This window comes from Pantoea sp. MBLJ3 (genome assembly GCF_000816655.1).
Classification (GTDB): Bacteria; Pseudomonadota; Gammaproteobacteria; order Enterobacterales; family Enterobacteriaceae; genus Pantoea; species Pantoea eucalypti.
Window position 1 is genome coordinate 104,767 of record NZ_JSUT01000030.1, and the last position, 17,468, is coordinate 122,234.

Genomic DNA, 17,468 nt, shown 5'->3' on the forward strand with positions numbered 1-17,468 from the left:
GCGATGAGTTTAAGACGCCGCGTTATCCTGCTGGTTCAGCTTTCTGCTGGACTATGACGGAGTTCAAAATGAATAAAAAGCAACGTGTTGCCCTGTTGGGATGTGGCTTTATTGGCGAAGTTCATGCCACGAATCTTCAGGCGCATCCTGAGGTTGAACTGGTTTGGGTGGCCGATGCAGAACCTGCACGCGCTGACGCGTTCGCGACGCGCTTTTCGACCCGTGCAGCATCCGTGAGTGAGGCGATCAATGATGCAGAGATCGATATGGTGTTAATCGCCAGCGCAACGCCGACTCATGCCGATTTGCTGGAAACCGCCGCCCGTGCCGGTAAAGCAATCTACTGTGAAAAACCGATCGATCTCTCTCTTGAGCGTGCACGCTCAGCTGTGGCTAATGTCCTCCCTTACAACGTACCAGTCACTGTGGGGTTTAATCGCCGTTTCGATGTCAGTCATCAGCAGCTTAAACAGCAACTCCGCCTGGGGCGGATTGGGCCGGCAGAACTGATACAAATGGTCTGCCGCTCTTCGGCCATGCCGCCGCTGAGTTATCTGAAAGCTTCCGGTGGCCAGATGCGCGATCAGGCTATCCACTTTTTTGACCTGCTGCGCTGGCTGACTGAAGATGAGGTCACGGAGGTTGCTGCTATGGGGGCAGCGCTGGCGTTACCCGCGATCAGCGAATTTGACGATGTGGATACCAGCACGTTGCTATTGCGGCTGCACGGCGGGGCGCTGGCACAGCTGGACAATGCTCGCCGCACTGGTTATGGCTACGATGAACGTATCAGTGTGATGGGACCGCTCGGGATGCTCGAATCGGCTTCTCAGCCACAGCGGGGAGTCAGCTGCTATCAGAGTGCGCAGATTCTGCAGCCGGGGCTGCTACCCGACTGGTTTAGCCGGGTGCAGCCCACTTACTATGCCCATCTGGATGCGTTTATCCGCTCGCTGAATGGTGAGCAGATTGACGATCTGCCGAACCTTGAGGATGGTCTGAAAGCACAGGCAATTGCGGAAGCCGCCGTAATTTCGCTGGCAGAAGGGCGCTTTTGCCAGGTGGAAAAACTGCTGATTTGATCAGGCATGGCAGGCTGATAAAAAATAATTTTATTTTTATCGAATAGAAACCGGCGCTGAGGTGTTTACCGTACAGCGCCGCGATAGCGGACTGCATCCGGCGGACTTTATTGCCTGCCTCACAGACCCGATAAGGATAAATTATGACAACGCGTTCTGGTATTTCTCTGCTTGCTGTTCCGGCTCTATTGCTGATGCTGCACTCTCCGCTGAGTATGGCGATGGGTGATAATGACAGTGATAAAAAAACGCCCGACTGTCCAAAAGGTCAGGTCTATGACAGTCATACGAAAAGCTGTGTGCCCGAAAAAACCAGCAAGTTGAGTGACGATGATAAAACGCGCTATGCCTATCATCTGGCAAAAAAGGGCGAATATCAGGCGGCGCTGAACCTGCTGGATACACTGAAAAATCAGGATACGCGCGAAGCCTGGAACTACCGTGGTTATGCCACCCGCAAGCTGGGGCGTACCGACGAGGGTATTGGCTATTATCAGCGCGCCATTGCGCTTGATCCTCGTTACGCTAAAGTGCGTGAATATCTGGGCGAAGCCTGGATGATTAAAGGGCGTCCCGATTTGGCTCGCGAACAGTTAAAAACCATTGCCGGGATTTGTGGTACAGATTGCGAGGAGTACCGCGATCTGCAAGCCGCGATCAATGGCCATCCTGAGGTCTGATGCGGCAGGGAGGAGCGAAAAATCACTCACAGTGACATCCGTCAGCACCTTGCGGAACATCTGACGCGGCTCTGGCGTTATGGCTATGTGTTGTCACACAACCGTGACATGGCAGAAGAGCTGGTACAGTCAACCTGCGTGCGCGCGCTGGAACGCAGCGCGCAGTTCATGCCGGGCACGCGTATTGATCGATGGCTGTTTTCCATCCTCCATTCCATCTGGGTTAGCGATTTACGCGCACGAAAAGTGCGGCAGGGGCAGGGATTTGTGGATCCCGATGCGCTGCTGGCCGCGGATAATCACGCCACCAGCGACGACAATCGCCATTTCCAGCGCATTATGCAACACGTTAACGCCTTACCCGAGGCACAGCGAAATGCGCTGTTTCTGGTTTACGTGGAAGGACTCACCTATCAGGAGGCAGCAGAGACGCTGGCTGTCCCGGTTGGCACCATTATGAGCCGTCTGGCCGCCGCACGCGCCACGCTAGCCAGACAGCCGGCGACCACGCCCTCACCGAAGGAGAAACGGAGATGAACAGGGAAACTTTTACGCCGCCGTGGCGCGATGAGGCGATTGTCGCCTGGCTGGATGGTGAGATGACGCCGCGAGAAGCTGCGCAGTTTGAACAGGCGATGGATGAGGATGCTGAACTGGTCGAGCGGGTTGCGCATTTTCAGCACACCAGTCTCGATTTTGAACAGGCTTTTTCGCCGCTACTCGAACAGGCACCACAGGCCAGAATGGCCCAGCGCCTGGCGACCATTCCGGCACCCGAGGTGGCCACCGGGTATAGTCGTCGCGCGCTTATTGCCGCATCGGTCAGCTTTTTACTGGTGGGCAGCGGCATTGGTTTTCTGGCAAGACCCTCAGATGATGGGAAGGATGAAAGTCAGAATATCCGCGATCTGGAGGCGCGCTATATGTCGCTTTACAGTGCTGAAACGCTGGCCGATACCCCCAATGACGCCGCAATGCTGCAGAGAGGTCTCGACCGTACACGGCTGGATTTAGGACTGGAGCTGCACCCGCAGCAACTTCGCCTGCCAGGCGCTGAACTGAAAATGGTGCGGATCCTGCGTTACGAACGAACGTCGATTGCACAGATCGCCTGGCTGCATGCTGATTATGGTCCGATGGCGCTCTGTATCTCGCCTGCACCACAGGATTCGAACCCGATTACTCAGGAACAGCGCCACGGCATGCAGCTGGCCTGGTGGAAGCGCGGTGGCTATCAGTATGTGTTGATAGGGCGTAATCCCTCTGCTCAGTTGGCTGCCATCGCTGAAACATTGGTGACCACGCTCAGTTAAAAAAGTCTGTCCCTGAGCGCTTGCTTCAACAGCGATTATCTGGCCTGTGCGGCAATAATCAGCGCAATGTTTACCCGATCATCAACCACTCCAACCAATCGATCCATTCCAAAGGCAGAGCGGGATATCGCGGTGGAGGCATGCAGCGCCAGAGAGCGTGACGCCGGATCAATTGTTTTACCACTGTCCAGTGAGGCCTGCATCACCACTGACCGGCTGACATTTTTAACCGTTAGCACGCCAAAAATACGGTAGTTACCCTCACCCAGTGAGGCAACACGACTGCTCACAAAGTGAATCTGCGGGTAACGCTCCGCATCAAAAAAGAGATCGCTTTTCAATTGCCAGGTCAACAGACTGTTCGATGCCACCAGTGTGCCCACTGGAATATTCACTTCGATACGATCGTCATGGTCTTCATCCGGATTAAGTGTCACCGTGCCAGACACACCCTGTAGTCTGGCTTGCGAAAAATCGTGACCAAAGGCACGCCATGAGAGGCCAATCGATGTTTTATCAGGTGTTATGGTATAGGTTACTGGCGCGGCGTAAAGTACCGGACTGAGCAGGGCGAACAGGGTGCATAAACAGGCGACACGCATCATCACAATTTTCTCTTTTTTAGGCAGACCAGACGTTAACGCCTCAAACCACGATCTTATTCGATTTTTTTAGCACTGTTTTCACCCTTCAGGCACAGGTAATCTGACAAATATTAACTGACTGTCACCTTAGTTTCACCAAAGTGTAATAATTATTGTTAGGGCTGAACATTAATAACGAACAATATTAAGAATACATTAAGACGCTTTTATCGGCGGATGTTTTCGGTGAAATTAACAGGATACTGATTTGATCAGGAGTTGCCTGGTGTGTCTGGATTTATTTTCAGTAAAATCATTTAGTTGTATTGAATCTCAGATATTGCTTCTCTGGTGGGTGGGTTTATGATCTGAGAAGTGGCAGCCCTTGCGATCTTAAACAAAACATCAATAAATCAAAAATTGAGAGCGGAGTCATTATTATTAACTTAAATGTGAACTTTTTCGTAAAACCTTAACTCACTCTTCATTCATTTTATTGCAATGAACACTATTCATTTAATGTTCAGTTAAGTTTCATACGTTAGTTTGTATTAGCAGTCCGGTAACCTCAATTCCAGAATGGGAAAATAAGGTGTCGATAACGCCATAACCGGATGTTGATAATTCGCTATTTCAATTCTTTTGCCGGCGTTGTGTCTGATTAACAACGCGCGACAGCTAATGAGTTTGATCTGCAGGAGTTTTAGCATGGATTTTTTGCCATTTTCCCGCCCTTCATTTGGTGATGAAGAGCTGGCTGCTGTTAAAGCGGTATTTGACTCTGGGTGGATAACAACAGGCGCTAAATGCGCGGAACTGGAGCAGGCTTTTGTACAACTGACTGGCAACCAGCACGCCATTGCGGTGAGTTCTGCCACAGCGGGGATGCATGTAACGCTGATGGCGATGGGAATCGGGCCTGGCGATGAGGTCATTACGCCGTCCATGACCTGGGTCTCCACTCTGAACCTGATCACGCTGCTGGGCGCCACGCCGGTGATGATTGATGTCGATCCTGACAACCTGATGGTGACGCCGGAACTCATAGCTCAGGCGATTACCTCACGTACCCGCGCGATTATTCCGGTGCATTACGCTGGTGCTCCCGCCGATCTCACGCCAATCTATCAGCTTGCTGAGCAGCATGGCATCGCCATTATTGAAGATGCGGCTCACGCGGTGGGCACGACTTATCACGAGAAGCCAATCGGGCATCGCGGCACGGCTATTTTCTCTTTCCACGCCATCAAGAATATCACCTGTGCGGAAGGCGGCCTGGTGGTGACCGATGACGCTGCTCTCGCCGATCGTATTCGCAGCCTCAAGTTTCATGGCCTGGCGGTTGATGCTTTTGATCGCCAGACCAAGGGGCGTCTGCCACAGGCAGAAGTGATGATGCCGGGCTTTAAATATAATCTGCCTGATATCAGCGCAGCCATTGCGCTGGTGCAGTTACAGAAGCTACCCGGTTTTATTGCTCGCCGCCGTGAGATAGCTGAGCGCTATCTGGAAGCGCTGCACACGCTGCCGTTTACGCCATTGTCACTGCCTGCCTGGCCACATCAGCACGCGTGGCACCTGTTCATTATTCGCATTGATGAGCAGCGCTGCGGTCTGACGCGTGATGCCTTTATGCAGGCACTTAAGTCGCGGGATATAGGCAGCGGATTGCATTTCCGTGCGGCGCATACCCACAAATATTATCGCGAACACTATCCCGATTTACGTTTACCTGCCAGTGAACTGAATAGCCAGCAGATGTGTTCGATTCCGCTGTTTCCGTCAATGACGGATCAGGATATCGAGCGTGTGATTCAGGCTTTACATGACATTGCCGGAGCCTGAAATGCGCGATATCAAACCGATCAATATGCTCTCCGTGGTCATCCCGGTCTATAACGAACAGGAAAGCCTGCCGGAGTTGCTGCAGCGGACCAGCGCGGCATGTGACGCCATTGAAATTGAGTATGAAATTCTGCTGGTTGATGACGGCAGCAGTGACCGTTCAGCCGAACTGATTGAACAGGCTGCCATCATTCCCGGCAGCCGCATAACGGGCGTACTGCTCAATCGCAACTACGGTCAGCACTCCGCCATTATGGCCGGATTCAGCCAGGTCCGTGGCGATCTGATTGTGACACTGGATGCCGATCTGCAGAACCCTCCGGAAGAGATCCCGCGACTGGTTGAAGCTGCGCGTCAGGGTTATGACGTGGTGGGTACAGTCCGCCAGCAGCGTCAGGATACCTGGTTCCGTCGCAAGGCCTCGCGCACGCTCAACCACCTGATTCAGCGGGTCACCGGCAAAGCGATGGGCGATTACGGCTGTATGTTGCGTGCCTATCGGCGCCATATCGTCGAGGCGATGCTCAATTGTCACGAACGCAGTACGTTCATTCCGATTCTGGCCAACACCTTTGCCCGAAACACCATTGAACTGCCGGTGCTCCACGCTGAGCGGGCCTTTGGCGATTCGAAATACAGCTTTATGCGCCTGATCAACCTGATGTACGACCTGGTGACCTGCCTGACCACCACGCCGCTGCGATTGCTCAGCGTAGTAGGCAGCCTGATTGCACTCTCCGGCTTCGCTTTCTCGCTGGTGCTTATCGTATTGCGACTCTTTTTCGGTGCGGCATGGGCGGGAGATGGTGTTTTCGTCCTGTTCGCCGTGCTGTTCATGTTTATCGGTGCCCAGTTTGTGGGTATGGGACTGCTCGGGGAGTATATCGGGCGAATTTATAACGACGTTCGGGCGCGTCCGCGCTATTTCGTTCAACGCATTGTTCAGGCTCCTGAAGAGCCTTCAGTACAGGATACTCAATCATGAAGACCGTTGTTTTCGCCTATCACGATCTGGGCTGTGTCGGCATCAATGCACTGCTTAGCGCAGGCTATGAGATCACCGCCATTTTTACGCACAACGATGTGGCTACCGAAAATCACTTTTTCGGCTCAGTCGCGCGTCTGGCGGCAGAGCACGGCATTCCGGTCTATGCACCGGACGAGGCGAATCACCCAATCTGGCTTGACCGCATCCGCACCATGGCGCCAGAAATGATCTTCTCCTTCTACTATCGCCATCTGCTGAGCGATGAGATCCTGCAATGCGCTGAAAAGGGGGCTTTTAACCTGCACGGTTCACTGCTGCCAAAATACCGCGGTCGGGCGCCACTCAACTGGGCGCTGGTCAACGGTGAGACGGAAACCGGCGTTACGTTACATCGCATGGTGAAGCGTGCGGATGCCGGTAATATTCTGGCGCAGCAGAAGGTGGCCATTGAGGATGCAGACAACGCGCTGACGCTGCATCGTAAACTGACCCAGGCTGCAGAGCAGTTACTTAACGACGTCTTACCTCGCCTGCGCACGGGTGAGGTCAGTGAGACGCCACAGGATGAGAGTCAGGCGACCTGTGTTGGCCGTCGCACGGCCGAAGATGGCCGCATCGACTGGAATCAACCCGCAGAGAAGATTCACAATCTGGTCAGAGCGGTTACCGATCCGTGGCCAGGCGCCTTCGCCTTCGCCGGTTCGGTTAAATTTATCGTCTGGAAGAGCCGGGTTCATACGCACCCGCATCAGGCGAAGCCAGGTACGGTGATTTCTAAGCAGCCATTCCTGATCGCCTGTGGTGAGGGTGCACTGGAAATTCTCACCGGACAGTCCGAGCATGGCGTTTACATGAATGGCAGCCAGCTGGCGCAGAGCCTGGGCATGGTGCCTGGCGCACTGCTCTATTCAAAACCGCAGTCGGCGCTGCAACGTCGTACACGCGTGCTCATCCTCGGGGTTAACGGCTTTATTGGTAATCATCTCACCGAGCGTTTATTGCAGGATGAGCATTTTGAAGTCTATGGCCTGGATATAAGTTCAGACGCCATCAGCCGCTTCCTGGAACATCCGCGCTTCCATTTTGTTGAAGGGGATATCGCTATTCACTCCGAATGGATTGAGTATCACATCAAAAAATGTGATGTCATCCTGCCGCTGGTGGCGATCGCTACGCCGATTGAATACACCCGTAATCCGCTGCGCGTCTTTGAGCTCGATTTCGAAGAGAACCTGAAAATCATCCGTGACTGCGTGAAGTATCAGAAGCGCATTATTTTCCCATCCACCTCTGAAGTCTACGGCATGTGTACTGATGCCAGCTTCGATGAGGATAGCTCGAATCTGGTGGTCGGGCCGATCAACAAACAGCGCTGGATTTATTCGGTATCGAAACAGCTGCTTGACCGTGTGATCTGGGCTTATGGCGAAAAAGAGGGGCTGCGTTTTACCCTGTTCCGTCCGTTCAACTGGATGGGACCGCGTCTGGATAACCTCAACGCAGCACGCATCGGCAGTTCTCGCGCGATCACGCAACTTATCCTCAATCTGGTTGAAGGTTCACCGATTAAGTTGATCGACGGCGGCAAACAAAAGCGCTGTTTTACCGATATTCAGGATGGTGTGGAAGCATTGTTCCGCATTATCGAAAACAAGCAGCAGAATTGTGATGGTCAGATCATCAACATCGGTAATCCGGACAATGAAGCCAGTATCAAAGAACTCGCGGAGCAGTTGCTGGCCAGCTTCGAGCGTCACCCGCTGCGCAGCCAGTTCCCGCCGTTTGCCGGTTTCCGCGAAGTGGAAAGCAGCAGTTACTACGGTAAAGGCTATCAGGATGTGGAGCACCGCAAACCGGCTATCCGCAATGCGCGTCGCCTACTTGGCTGGACGCCAACCGTCACGATGGATGTCACTATCGACAACACGCTCGATTTCTTCCTGCGTACCGTTGAGCAACAGGCTGATAAGTGATGAAGAAGATCGGTCTGCGGATTGACGTAGATACCTGGCGCGGCACGAAGCAGGGTGTGCCGGCGCTGCTTGAGCTCTTCCAGCGTCACGCAGTGCGGGCCAGCTTTTTCTTCAGCGTGGGACCGGACAACATGGGCCGCCATCTCTGGCGGCTGGTGAAACCGGCGTTTCTCATGAAGATGCTGCGCTCCCGCGCCGCATCACTTTATGGCTGGGACATTCTGCTCGCCGGAACGGCCTGGCCGGGAAAGCAGATGGGACGTGGCCTGCGGAACATTATGCAGGATGCCACACGCCAGCATGAAGTCGGTCTGCATGCCTGGGACCACTTTGCCTGGCAGACCTGGGCGGGGGTCTGGCCGCAGGATAAACTGGTTGAGCAGATAGCACGCGGCACTGAAACGCTCAGTGAGATCCTTGGTCATCCTGTCAGCTGTTCGGCCGTTGCAGGCTGGCGTGCTGATGGTCGGGTCGTTGCCGCCAAACAGGATTTTGGCTTTCACTACAACAGTGACTGCCGCGGCAGCGGGCCATTCAGGCCCATACTGCCAGATGGTCAGATCGGCACTGTACAGATTCCGGTGACGTTACCCACATGGGATGAAGTGGTTGGCCGTGAGGTCAGCGCAGAAGGCTATAACGATTACATTCTGGCGAAAATGCTCGCTTCTGATGATGGCGCTGTCTATACCGTGCATGCCGAAGTGGAGGGGATTATTGGCTTACCAGACTTCGACAAATTGCTGAATGCAGCAACCCGTAATGGCATTCAGTTCTGTCCGTTAAGCGAGCTATTGCCCGACGACCTGACCACCTTACCCGTGGGAAGGATCGTCAGAGGTGAAATTCCCGGACGGGAAGGGTGGCTGGGCTGCCAGAAACTGACTAAAGAGGCGAACTAGTGCGGATACATAAGAACACGAAGTGGCTCATTTTTTTTAGCTTTTTCATTCTCTATTACCTTCTGCCGCCGATGTTCCGCGACCTCTGGCAACCGGATGAGACACGTTACGCAGAGATCAGCCGGGAGATGCTGGCAACCGGTAACTGGGTGACGCCACACTTCTTCGGTCTTCGCTATTTTGAAAAACCGATTGCGGGTTACTGGATAAACTCACTGGGCCAATGGCTGTTCGGCCATAACAATTTTGGTGTACGGGCAGGATCAATATTCTCAACAGCGATAACCGCCGCGTTGATCTTCTGGCTCGGCAGGCGGATGTTTGGTTCGGTCCGCACCGCTGCTGTGGGTTCTCTGATTTTCCTGAGTTCACTGCTGGTTTATGGTGTTGGCACTTATGCCGTGCTCGATCCGATGCTGATGCTCTGGCTGGCGGCCGCAATGTGCAGCTTCTGGCTGGCGACGGAGGCCAGCGGACGCGCCGGGCGCGCGGGCGGCTATCTGCTGCTGGGTCTCGCCTGCGGCATGGGATTCATGACCAAAGGATTTCTGGCGCTGGCGCTACCGGTGCTGGCGATTCTGCCATGGGTGATCTGGCGAAAGAGAATACCTGAGCTGCTTTGCTTCGGGCCGCTGGCGATTCTCTCTGCCGCAGCAATCAGCGCACCCTGGGCGCTGGCGATCTATCATCAGGCCCCTGATTTCTGGCACTACTTCTTCTGGGTTGAGCATATTCAGCGCTTTGCAGAAGAGAATGCACAGCACAAAGCCCCTTTCTGGTACTACCTGCCGGTTCTGCTGCTGGGAACACTACCGTGGCTGGCGCTGTTACCGGGTGCACTGATGACCGGCTGGCGCGAGCGTCAGCAGAATCCCGGCGCACTGTATCTGCTGAGCTGGACGGTGATGCCGCTGCTGTTTTTCAGTCTGGCAAAAGGCAAACTGCCAACCTATATCCTGCCCTGTTTTGTGCCGCTGTCGCTGTTGATGGCCCATTATGGGCTGAACGCGGCGCAGCGGGCAGGGCGCGCATTAACCGTTAATGGCTGGATCAACCTGATTTTCGGCATCCTCACGCTGGCAACCGTGCTATTGGTACTTGCGCCCTGGAGCGTAACGCATCACCCCCTGTTTGCCACTCATGAGATGCTGAAGCTGGGACTGGGAGCGCTGGCGTTTCTCATCTGGGGACTGGCGGGCGCATACAGCTGCCGATTTTCACAACGCCGCTGGCTGGTGGCCGCGCTTTGCCCGCTGGGGGTCGCTCTGTTTATTGGCTCAGCTATCCCGGATAAAATCCGTGATGCCAAACAGCCGCAACACTTTGTCTCTGTGATCAGCGAGCGTCTGGCATCCAGTCATTTTATTCTGGCGGACAATCCGGGCGTGGCATCTGCCGCAGCCTGGCACCTGCAACGCAGTGATATCGGCTTCTATGATAATAAAGGTGAGCTGCAATATGGGCTGAGCTACCCGGATGCGCAATCCCGCTTTGTCTCTCAGGCGGATTTTGGCGGCTGGCTTGCCGATCATCGCCGTATGGGAAGCGTGTCCCTGCTGTTACTGGTTGATTCCCCACACAGTGATATCGGCGAGGATGTGCCGGTTCCGGATGCGGTCTATCGCCAGGGCAGGCTTGTCTGCCTTTATTACGGTCAGATGAAGTAAATGCTGCTGCTGATTGTGCTGGTGAGTCTGCTCAGCTGCAGCGCGCAGCTGTGTCAGAAACAGGCGACCCACGCGGTATCAGGCCGCATCCGCTTAAGCTGGATTGGCGTAAGCGTGCTGCTGTTGGGTATCGCGATGCTCCTCTGGCTGCTGGTGCTGCAGCGGGTGCCCGTCAGCCAGGCGTATCCCATGCTGAGCCTTAATTTCATCTTCGTTGCGCTGGCCGGACGCATTTTGTGGCGCGAACGGCTAACGCTTCGTCAGATTGCAGGCACGCTGCTGGTGGTGACGGGCGTCGCGCTAATGGCGAGCCAGCTATGAAAGGATATGGATGGGTTACGTGCAGCGTGCTGCTGGTCTCAGCGGCACAGCTGATGATGCGCTGGGCGATGCCGCGCCTGCCCGATGTCAGTAGCCTGACGTCGCTGCCAACAGTTGCCATACTGCCTGCCTTGTTGCTGCTGGCCGGGTTGGGAGCTTATGCTGTTTCCATGCTCTGCTGGATTCGGGCGCTGCACTATTTTCCGCTTAATCGGGTCTATCCACTGCTCAGCCTGAGTTACGTGCTGGTCTGGCTGGTGGCGGTTTGCTTACCGGTATTTCACGAAGCATTTAGCTGGCGCAGCTTAGCCGGTGTGGTGATTATTGTAATCGGGCTACTGTGCATTGTTGTTAAGCCCTGAACATTTCTTCTTTTACCATTTCCGCAATGAACACCGTTTTTATTAACGTTTCCGGGCGGTAGTTAATGCCGTCATGATGGATTGTTTAGCGTTTTCATGATAAAGATCCATTTTGTTATCGTTTTCGGGCGACGGATAAAGGATTCGACATGCTGGTTGGCTTTAGCGCACTGTGCGAACGTTATGCTATCAAACTGGCGCAGCCCTTACGCGTAAAGTCAGCTATCGGAACCGTACGCTCACATCATGAGGGCCAGGGACAGGTAGAAAATCATTATCCACCAGGCTATCAGCCGGAAGATGATTTTGCGGGTCACTTTGCCTTTGGTCTCAAGTACGAAGAGATCCATCTGGAGTTTTTCGCACGCCTGTTTACGACCATCGGACCACAACCTTTGGAAGCGTGGTGTCGGCAGGAACCGTTCGGACAGTATGCGCGACGGGCCGGCTTTCTCTATGAATGGCTGACTGGTAATACCTTACAGGTACCGGACGTCACCAACGGAGGCTATGTTGAGGCGATTTCATCCAAAGCGTATCTGACCCGAACGACCGTGAACCGTAACAGGCGCTGGCGCATCAATAATAATCTGCCAGGATCCGCTGATTTCTGCCCACTGGTACGCAGAACCGCAGCCATTGAGCAGGCGCTCACGTTCGATCTCAACGATGCTTTGCATGATCTGGATAACACCTTTGGCGCGGATATTCTGATGCGCACCGCCAGCTGGCTGACATTTAAAGAGTCACGTGCCAGTTTCCTGATTGAGAAAGAGGCGGACCAGGGCGATCGTATTCAACGATTTGCCCACGTTATCGCGCAGTATTGCGGCCAGCTTGAGGATCCACTCAGCGATGCCAGCCTGCATACCATACAGCAGGGCATTCTCGGGCAGGATGCGCTGGGATTGGGGCTGCGACGTTCGCCCGTGTTTGTCGGACAGTCGACCATGCGTGAAGATATCGTCCACTATATTGCACCACACTATGATGACGTTCCGCGCTTTATGAATGGGCTTAAAGCCTTTGAGCAGGCTACGCGGGGTGCCGCACCACTGGCTCGTGCGGGGGTTATCGCGTTTGGCTTTGTCTATATCCATCCGATGCGCGACGGCAATGGCCGCATCCACCGTTTTTTAATCAATGACACACTGATTCGTGATGGAGCGATACCGGATGGCGTGATCCTGCCTGTTTCAGCCACCATTACCAGTTCGATGGATTTTCGGGTCGGTTACGATCGCACGCTGGACGTATTTTCTAAACGGCTAATGCGGCGCTATGCAGGCTGCTATCGGTTTGGCGAGTTGAAAACCTATGAAGATGGCACGCGGAGTAATTTCACTTTCGCCGAGTATGAGGATGCCCGTTTCGCCTGGCGTTATCCCGACTTAACCGAGCATGTGCTCTATACCTGCAGAGTCATCGAGCACACGGTCCGGACTGAAATGGCTGATGAAGCGCGCGTATTGGTGATATTTCAGCGCGCTCAACAGCAGCTGAAGGAGGTCGTTGAGATGCCTGATCAGGACGCCAGTCGTATTATCCGTTCGCTGAAAGAAAATGGCTGGCAGATTTCTGGCAAGCTCAAAAAAACGTTCCCGCTGCTGGACGATACAACTACTGCACAACGGATTGTGGAAGCGGTCAGGTCAGCGTTTGAGACCCACACAGACTAAGTATTCAGGTGTCATGTGAGGTCGCTGAGCACTGCATTTAGCAGAGCGGTTTAAGTTTTGTGGCCAGCGCACCTATATCGCTGACAATCAAATCCGGTGCAGGTGCCAGCGGGTAAAGTGCCTGTCCTTTGCGGGTAACAAATGCGGTTTTCATTCCTGCGCGTTTTGCTTCACCCACATCCCAGCCATGAGCGGCCACCATCATGCACTGTGATGCAGGCTGATCCATTTCCTGCATTGCCCACTGATACACTTTCAGATCGGGTTTATAAACCTGCACCTGTTCCACACTGAGAATGCGCGTGAACAGCCGAGCCAGTCCGGCAGAACTGAGCTGCTTTTCGGCCAGTGCCGCAGAAGAGTTGGTCAGCGCGACCAGTGTAAATCCCTGTTGCTGCAGAGCACTCAGTCCTGCGGCGACATCAGGATGGGCTGGCATGGCTGCGATAATGTCAGCCAGCGGTGTTGCGTCTGCAGGCAGAGTAATACCATAGCGTGTGGCGGTCATCTGCAGCACTGCTTCGGCGATATCACCAAAGTTATGCCAGCTGCCGGTCACCGACTCCACGAGTGAATGATGTAACAACGAGGTAAACCAGGCCTCAGCACGTTCCGGTCGGTCACCGAGTCGCTGCGCGACAACCCGGTTCAGCTCAGTGGTATCCAGCAGGGTCTCATTGACATCAAAAAACAGGGTGCCGCTGTAGGGTGCGGGGTTGTGACTGTCGGTCATCGTGCCTCCGGTTGGTTTAATGGATGTGACAGGTGAGGCGTTAAAGACGCTCTCTGAAGGTAGAATACTGATGAGGATTGCTCAATATCGGGTGCTGCGATAGTTAGAAATCAAACTGGAAAACCTGATGCGATTCAGGAAATTAGTTATGCGCATAATACTAATTATGTTAAACAGGATGCCCGGCTGGGCGATTCTTAATCGAAATGCACTTTACCTTCTTTAGCCGGATCGATTGCTCTTCCGGGTTTCTGAGGAACAACAAACGCCTGCCGTACCAATACCGCCCGTGGTTTTAGTTGATGCGACAAGGCTATTCAACGTGATGGCGTTATCCTCGTGGCTATGTTTGTCTGTAAGCATAACGTCGTCTTCCTCCTTTTCTGATGCATCCGGCGGCAATACCAGACAGGTAAAATCAGCAAAGGGAACGCGATGTCACTCCGCCAGTCCCCCACTCATTCGCTCATCGCCGCAAAGCCATAGGCGGCACCAGCCGAACCCGGATTTGCCGTCAGACCCTAACCGGTTAATCCTTTCTCGTAATTTTCGCAGAATCCGCCGCCGGCATATAAAGGGCAAGCAGACATAATCACCGACTTCAATTCGCTCAACCCAAACTACGCCCGGCCCTTACTTACTTCTTATCCAGCGACCAGGTCGCGCTGCGGATATCCACCTTCACCGGCAACAGACCAATCCGGGTAAAGGTATCCGCCAGTGCCTGCTGCTGCGTAAAGACTTCAGGCGTCATCCGCTCTGCACCAAACGGCATCCTTGCCAGCGCCTGCTGCCAGATCGGCTGGGGCAGACCGGTTGAGGAGGACATGATTTTAGCCGCCTCTTCATGATGCTGATTGGCCCACGAGCTCAGCGTGTCCAGCTCATCCACCACCTGAGCGGCGATTTGAGGATAAGTATCTGCGAACTTGCGACTGGCAAGATAGAAGGTGTAGTGCGGCACCAGTCCCTCGGCATTTTTAATCAGCCGGGCTTCAGCGGTGGTTTCCACTTCGGCGTAGTAAGGATCCCAGATGACCCAGGCATCCACCGCGCCACGCTGGAAGGCCGCGCGCGCATCGGCAGGCGGCAGATAGACGGGTGTAATGTCCTTGTAGCTCAGCCCTGCCTTCTCCAGCGCCGTGACCAACAAATAGTTAACGTCAGAGCCTTTATTCAGCGCCACCCGCTTGCCTTTAAGATCCGCCACGCTTTTAATCGGGGAGTCTGCAGGCACCACAATCGCTTCGGTTTTAGGGTTAGCTGGCGAGTGTCCCAGATAAACCAGATCGGCCTGTGCGGCCTGGGCAAATGTCGGTGGCGCATCGCCGGTGGCGGCCAGATCGATACTGCCGATGTTTAAGCCCTCCAGCATCTGCGGCCCGGCCGGGAACTCAATCCAGTGCACCGCAATCCCCTGCTTCTTAAATTCCTGATCCAGCGTGCCGCGATACTTCAGCAGCGCGAAGATATTGGCTTTTTGAAAACCGATATTCACTGTATCGGGTTTCTCTGCAGCTGCCCGGGCGTTAAATGCAAAACCCGCCTGGGCGGCAATAATCATTGCGCTGAATAAAACTTTTTTCATCTCTCATTCCTGAGTTTGTTTGTTGTCAGCGCAACATAACAAACGCAGATTGAAGCGCTTAGCGAGGAAATGTTCGATGCTTAGCTAAAAAAACGCTATGGATGCCAGACTGACTCGCGTACGCGAATGGCCCGACTGAATAACCCCAGCGCATAAAAGCGGTCAGCGATGGTTTGCTGTTCCCGGATGATGGCCAGGTTCATTCGCTGAGTCTGATGGCTGCGCCGGGCTAAGGCGTGCATTAGTGAGGTCGCAGAAATGCCGAGTTCGCTGGAGAGCAACGCGGCGGCTTCAGTATGGTGTGCATCAATGTAGCGGCCCGTCTGTTCCAGGGCGGTGAGCAGGATCTGCAACAGATCGCCCGACTGCGCAGCAAATCCGCGTTCGGCAAGGTAAAACTGATGATTATTGACCCGGCCAGTGCCATCCGCAATTACCCTGAACTGTCCGCTGTTCTCAGCATCACTGAGGAGCGGATCCCACATCATCCAGGCATCTACCGCGCTGAGGTCGCTGGGCGTTAGTGGATATTTGGGGGGTGCATAGACAATGCGCACCTCATCCAGCGCTAATCCCGCCTCATCCAGGATTTGCAACAGCAGATAGTGGACATTAGAACCACGATTCACGGCGATGCGTTTGCCTCTGAGATCGCCAATCTGCTGAACCGGGCTACTGGTGGGTACCAGCAGCGCCACGCTCTGCGGAGCGGCAGGTTCCCAGGCGACGTAGACCATCGGGCTGTTGCTGGCTTGCGCAAACAAGGGAGGAACTTCGCCGGTGGTCCCGAAATCGACCTCCTTATTGCTCAGCGCATGGAGGAGCTGTGGACCCGCTGGAAACTCGCTCCACAGCACGCTGACGCCCTGATCGCTCAGCTGCTGCTCCAGCGACTGACGCGCTTTCAGAATGCCAAGGTTGCCAAACTTCTGATAACCGATACGCAGTTCACGCTCCTGCTGAGGCTGATGATGAGGAGAGGCCTCGCGCTGACGCAATGAGGTACGGCGGGGTTTAATCACACCCAGATGCCCCAGCTGGGTACGCAGTGTATGACGGCTGATGCCCAGCAGCGCGGCCGCCTGTAACTGATTACCCTGCGTGAGTTCCAGCGCATTTTTTACCAGCGCGGCGATCACTCGTGGATAGAGTGGCGTCTCACTCTGCTGCATCTGCTGACGTAAAAACTGGTCGAGCGCCTCCTCTCCGGAGGGTAAATCGCTGCCAGCAATGGCGTTCAGCCGCAGCTGTTGCGGCGTGACCAGCGAGGTCCTGCTGAGTAGCACCGCATTGTGCAGCGTGTTCTCCAGCTCACGGATGTTACCCGGCCAGCTGTAGTCCATTAGCGTGGCGACAGCATCTTCACTCAGCCGTAACTGAGGACGTCCCAGACGTCGCGCATAGAGTTGCAGAAAATGACTGGCCAGCACCGGAATATCTTCGCAGCGCTGGCGCAGCGGCGGCAATGTGACGCTGGCGACATTGAGACGGTAGTAGAGGTCTTCCCGGAACCGCCGTTCACGAATCGCCACAGCCAGATCCCGGTTGGTGGCCGCAATTACCCGCACATTGACCTTTATCGCTTTAGACGAGCCCACGCGAGTGATCTCGCGCTCCTGTAGTACGCGCAGGAGCTTCACCTGCAGCGACGGACTGAGTTCACCGACTTCATCCAGCAGCAGCGTGCCGCCTTCTGCTGCTTCAAACCAGCCACGATGGCGATCCTGCGCGCCGGTAAAGGCCCCTTTCTC

General features: G+C 54.5%; 16 protein-coding genes. 12 read left to right on the forward strand and 4 right to left on the reverse strand.

The window, feature by feature from the left end; all coding sequences use genetic code 11:
* The first annotated feature begins 68 nt into the window (after positions 1 to 68).
* The 4 genes from NP77_RS22450 to NP77_RS22465 all read left to right on the forward strand — a co-directional run bounded on the left by NP77_RS22450 (position 69) and on the right by NP77_RS22465 (position 3,075).
* Positions 69 to 1,082: a Gfo/Idh/MocA family oxidoreductase gene (locus NP77_RS22450; RefSeq protein ID WP_008926818.1), complete on the forward strand. Its 1,014-nt coding sequence runs from the start codon at positions 69 to 71 to the stop codon at positions 1,080 to 1,082.
* 143 nt (positions 1,083 to 1,225) lie between these two features.
* The gene (locus NP77_RS22455; protein WP_003850566.1) at positions 1,226 to 1,762 is read left to right on the forward strand and encodes a tetratricopeptide repeat protein; all 537 of its coding nucleotides are present in this window, start codon (positions 1,226 to 1,228) and stop codon (positions 1,760 to 1,762) included.
* A gap of 87 nt (positions 1,763 to 1,849) precedes the next feature.
* A complete protein-coding gene (locus NP77_RS22460; protein WP_003850565.1) occupies positions 1,850 to 2,299 on the forward strand; it encodes a sigma-70 family RNA polymerase sigma factor in 450 nt (149 codons plus the stop codon).
* Complete coding sequence (locus tag NP77_RS22465; RefSeq protein WP_003850564.1) at positions 2,296 to 3,075, forward strand: anti-sigma factor; 780 nt, start codon at positions 2,296 to 2,298, stop codon at positions 3,073 to 3,075. Before NP77_RS22460 ends, NP77_RS22465 begins: the two co-directional genes overlap by 4 nt.
* A gap of 35 nt (positions 3,076 to 3,110) precedes the next feature.
* Here NP77_RS22465 and NP77_RS22470 read toward each other — a convergent pair whose 3' ends face one another.
* Entirely contained in the window at positions 3,111 to 3,680 is a 570-nt protein-coding gene (locus tag NP77_RS22470; protein ID WP_003850563.1) for a YceI family protein, read from the reverse strand.
* Between the two features lie 687 nt (positions 3,681 to 4,367).
* Here NP77_RS22470 and arnB point away from each other — a divergent pair.
* The 8 genes from arnB to NP77_RS22510 all read left to right on the forward strand — a co-directional run bounded on the left by arnB (position 4,368) and on the right by NP77_RS22510 (position 13,396).
* Positions 4,368 to 5,504 (forward strand): UDP-4-amino-4-deoxy-L-arabinose aminotransferase, encoded by a 1,137-nt coding sequence (arnB, locus tag NP77_RS22475; protein WP_003850562.1) that lies wholly within the window; start codon positions 4,368 to 4,370, stop codon positions 5,502 to 5,504.
* 1 nt (position 5,505) lies between these two features.
* On the forward strand, positions 5,506 to 6,489 hold the full coding sequence (gene arnC, locus NP77_RS22480; RefSeq protein ID WP_003850561.1) for an undecaprenyl-phosphate 4-deoxy-4-formamido-L-arabinose transferase: 984 nt from the start codon (positions 5,506 to 5,508) through the stop codon (positions 6,487 to 6,489).
* Positions 6,486 to 8,465 (forward strand): bifunctional UDP-4-amino-4-deoxy-L-arabinose formyltransferase/UDP-glucuronic acid oxidase ArnA, encoded by a 1,980-nt coding sequence (arnA, locus tag NP77_RS22485; protein ID WP_003850560.1) that lies wholly within the window; start codon positions 6,486 to 6,488, stop codon positions 8,463 to 8,465. Before arnC ends, arnA begins: the two co-directional genes overlap by 4 nt.
* Positions 8,465 to 9,367, forward strand: a complete 903-nt coding sequence (gene arnD, locus NP77_RS22490; protein ID WP_003850559.1) for a 4-deoxy-4-formamido-L-arabinose-phosphoundecaprenol deformylase — start codon at positions 8,465 to 8,467, stop codon at positions 9,365 to 9,367. Before arnA ends, arnD begins: the two co-directional genes overlap by 1 nt.
* Complete coding sequence (gene arnT / locus NP77_RS22495; protein ID WP_003850558.1) at positions 9,367 to 11,034, forward strand: lipid IV(A) 4-amino-4-deoxy-L-arabinosyltransferase; 1,668 nt, start codon at positions 9,367 to 9,369, stop codon at positions 11,032 to 11,034. The genes arnD and arnT overlap by 1 nt, the downstream gene beginning before the upstream one ends.
* Positions 11,035 to 11,355 (forward strand): 4-amino-4-deoxy-L-arabinose-phosphoundecaprenol flippase subunit ArnE, encoded by a 321-nt coding sequence (gene arnE, locus NP77_RS22500; RefSeq protein ID WP_003850557.1) that lies wholly within the window; start codon positions 11,035 to 11,037, stop codon positions 11,353 to 11,355.
* Entirely contained in the window at positions 11,352 to 11,717 is a 366-nt protein-coding gene (gene arnF, locus NP77_RS22505) for a 4-amino-4-deoxy-L-arabinose-phosphoundecaprenol flippase subunit ArnF (protein ID WP_008926820.1), read from the forward strand. The genes arnE and arnF overlap by 4 nt, the downstream gene beginning before the upstream one ends.
* Before the next feature lie 149 nt (positions 11,718 to 11,866).
* The gene (locus NP77_RS22510; protein ID WP_039662002.1) at positions 11,867 to 13,396 is read left to right on the forward strand and encodes a Fic family protein; all 1,530 of its coding nucleotides are present in this window, start codon (positions 11,867 to 11,869) and stop codon (positions 13,394 to 13,396) included.
* A 37-nt stretch (positions 13,397 to 13,433) separates the two neighbouring features.
* Here NP77_RS22510 and NP77_RS22515 read toward each other — a convergent pair whose 3' ends face one another.
* The 3 genes from NP77_RS22515 to NP77_RS22525 all read right to left on the reverse strand — a co-directional run.
* On the reverse strand, positions 13,434 to 14,129 hold the full coding sequence (locus NP77_RS22515; protein ID WP_039662004.1) for a haloacid dehalogenase type II: 696 nt from the start codon (positions 14,127 to 14,129) through the stop codon (positions 13,434 to 13,436).
* Positions 14,130 to 14,766: 637 nt separating this feature from the next.
* A complete protein-coding gene (locus NP77_RS22520) occupies positions 14,767 to 15,693 on the reverse strand; it encodes a sulfonate ABC transporter substrate-binding protein (RefSeq protein ID WP_039662013.1) in 927 nt (308 codons plus the stop codon).
* 119 nt (positions 15,694 to 15,812) lie between these two features.
* Positions 15,813 to 17,468 (reverse strand): aliphatic sulfonate ABC transporter substrate-binding protein (locus NP77_RS22525; RefSeq protein ID WP_039662006.1); only part of this gene is annotated, 1,656 nt, incomplete at its 5' end.